This is a genomic window from Pedobacter sp. 01T416_2 (genome assembly GCF_056398925.1).
On sequence record NZ_JBFTQI010000747.1, the window covers coordinates 1 to 2,868 of the forward strand.

The window sequence follows — 2,868 nt, forward strand, 5'->3', positions numbered from 1 at the left end:
GCTGTGCTGTAGGGTGATATAATGATGACAAACTAATAATGAGTAAAAATAAGCTCCGGATCATTTCTGTATTTTATACAGAACCCTATAGCTAAAATTATGCCATTAGCGTATCAAAAAAAGGATTTCTTCATTTGTATAAGCATCAATAAAGTTATATTTGCCATATAAACAAAATACTAAAACATGTTATACATGAAAATGTTTTAATGTGGATCAATAAATTTTACAATAAAAATGGTAAACGATAAAAAACTCGCGCTTATAATTCTAGATGGCTGGGGCTACGGAAAACAAGATAATTCTGATGCTGCATATGCCGCCAACACTCCTTTTTTCGATTCGTTATTACAGAAATACCCTAATTCTAAGCTTGAAGCATCTGGTGAGGCTGTAGGTTTGCCAGCTGGGCAGATGGGTAACTCCGAAGTTGGGCACATGAACTTAGGCGCAGGTAGGGTAGTTTACCAGGAGCTTGGAAGAATCAACAAATCGATTACCGACAGAGAATTGCACAGCAACCCGGTTTTGGTAAGTGCATTCGATTATGCTAAGCAGCATAACAAAGCAGTTCACTTCATCGGTCTAGTTTCAAACGGCGGTGTGCATGCACATATCGAACATTTAAAAGCTTTATGTGATGCCGCAAATGAAGCAAACGTACCAAACACTTTTGTTCATGCTTTTTTAGATGGCCGCGATACTGATCCAAACTCCGGCCTGGGCTTTATCACTGATCTGGAAAACCATATCCAAAACACCAATGCTAAATTGGCAACGATGATTGGCCGTTATTATGCAATGGACCGCGATAACCGTTGGGAGCGGGTTAAACAAGCTTACGATGTAATGGTAAACGGTATTGGCGAAAAAACCCAGGATGCTTTGACAGCAATCAAAAAATCGTACGCTGATGGCGTAACTGATGAGTTTTTAAAACCAATCGTTTTAACGCAGGATAATGGTGCACCAGTTGCTACGATTCAAAATGATGAAGTAGTAATCTGTTTTAATTTCCGCACCGATAGAGGTCGTGAAATCACCACTGCATTAACCCAAAAAGATTTCCCAGAACAGCAGATGCATAAACTGCCATTGTATTATGTTACCATGACTACTTACGATGAGAGTTTTGAAAAGGTAAATGTAATTTTCACCAAAGATGATTTAACCCAAACCATTGGCGAAGTACTGGCCAACAACAATAAAAATCAGATCCGTATTGCGGAAACTGAGAAATACCCACACGTAACCTTCTTCTTCTCGGGCGGAAGGGAAGCCGAATTTAAAAATGAAAAACGCCTTTTAATTCCTTCACCAAAAGTAGCCACCTATGATCTTCAACCAGAAATGAGTGCCGCGGGGATTACAGATGCCATTACCAAAGAAATGGAAACCGGATGGGCTGATTTTATTTGCTTAAATTTTGCCAATCCAGATATGGTTGGCCACACAGGTGTTTTTGAAGCTGTAATAAAAGCAGTAGAAACTGCAGACAAATGTGCAGAAACTGTGGTAAACAAAGGTTTGGAACATGGTTATTCGTTTATTCTTTTGGCCGATCATGGAAACTCTGAATTTATGGTAAATGGAGATGGTTCTGCCAATACTGCGCATACCACCAACCTGGTTCCTTGTATTTTAATTGATAAGGACTATAAAACCATTGCAGATGGTAAATTAGGCGACATTGCCCCTACTATTCTAAAAATATTAGGTGTCGCCATTCCAGCAGAAATGACAGGAAATGTTTTAGTATAATGGTTAAAAAACTTCATATCCTGGTATTTGCTTTGGCATTGTTTTCCTGCAATCAGCGAAAAGAAGCTGAAGCAAATACCGATTTATTGTACTTTGATATAAGAGGATATTTTGGAAAGGAAATTTCGCACCTACAGAGACTAAATCCCATGGTGAAGAAAACCGTTAGTGTAAATGGGGCAACTGAAAGCAAAACAGCTAAAATTGCTGACTGGGCAAAAGAATTAGCCATTTTTGTCAACGCTGACATCAATAAAACATCGTGGAAAGGGAGTTTTAAAACAAAAGAACAAGATGGCGTTGATATCTATACTTCCGATAATAAAAAAATCCCTATTAAGAAGATTTCTATAACCTGGAACGGCCAGAAAGCAGCTAAAATAGAGATCATTATTGATAATAAAAATATCTTATACCAATCTCAGGATACTTTAATCTACTGTCCGGATAGCCTTTATGCAATCAAAAAACAACAGAAAATTAGATTGCTAAAGGAAAAGAAGTATTCAGTTATTGGAAAACTGAAATAAAAAATGGGACTCGAAAATATTCAAGTCCCATTTTTCTTTAAAGGTTTTATTTTATTTAAGGCTTGCTATCTGTGCCTTATCGTAGGTTACCCAATCAATAATATCTTTTCTTAATGGTTGTAAGGTTAATACCTTCTGAAAATCAGCGATAGAATTATTGAACAAAGCTACACAAGCCGCTTTTTCTTCTTTTTTCTTCGCTTTAAAAGATCTAAAAATTGCATAATCTTTGTAAGCTAAACCACGATTCTGGAACATCTGAGCATCTTCATCACCACTAATTTCAATGGCTTTTGTAAAATCTTTGATAGATGCCTGATAAAAGTTATCCCGCATGGAACTTAATGATTCTTTTGGATCGTTTGCAATTTTTAATCTCGCTATACCACGGTAGTAATAAGCAGAAACCTCAGTAGGTTTAATGGTTAACAAACGGCTATAGGTATCGATACATTTCTCATATTCACGATTTTGAAAATAAGAGTAACCAAGCATTTGAAGTACATTTGCATTATCTTTAGTTTTTGCATCAGCTTTTTCTAATTGGGCAGCGGCAGTTTTATAATCACCTTTCATC

3 protein-coding genes are annotated in these 2,868 nt (G+C 36.9%); 2 read left to right on the forward strand and 1 reads right to left on the reverse strand.

The window, feature by feature from the left end:
• The first annotated feature begins 237 nt into the window (after nucleotides 1-237).
• Complete coding sequence (gpmI, locus tag AC1DPQ_RS23445; protein ID WP_477611043.1) at nucleotides 238-1,761, forward strand: 2,3-bisphosphoglycerate-independent phosphoglycerate mutase; 1,524 nt, start codon at nucleotides 238-240, stop codon at nucleotides 1,759-1,761.
• Nucleotides 1,761-2,291 (forward strand): hypothetical protein, encoded by a 531-nt coding sequence (locus AC1DPQ_RS23450; protein ID WP_477585050.1) that lies wholly within the window; start codon nucleotides 1,761-1,763, stop codon nucleotides 2,289-2,291. Before gpmI ends, AC1DPQ_RS23450 begins: the two co-directional genes overlap by 1 nt.
• A gap of 51 nt (nucleotides 2,292-2,342) precedes the next feature.
• Here the strand turns inward: AC1DPQ_RS23450 and AC1DPQ_RS23455 are convergent.
• Nucleotides 2,343-2,868 (reverse strand): tetratricopeptide repeat protein (locus AC1DPQ_RS23455; RefSeq protein WP_477611044.1); only part of this gene is annotated, 526 nt, incomplete at its 5' end.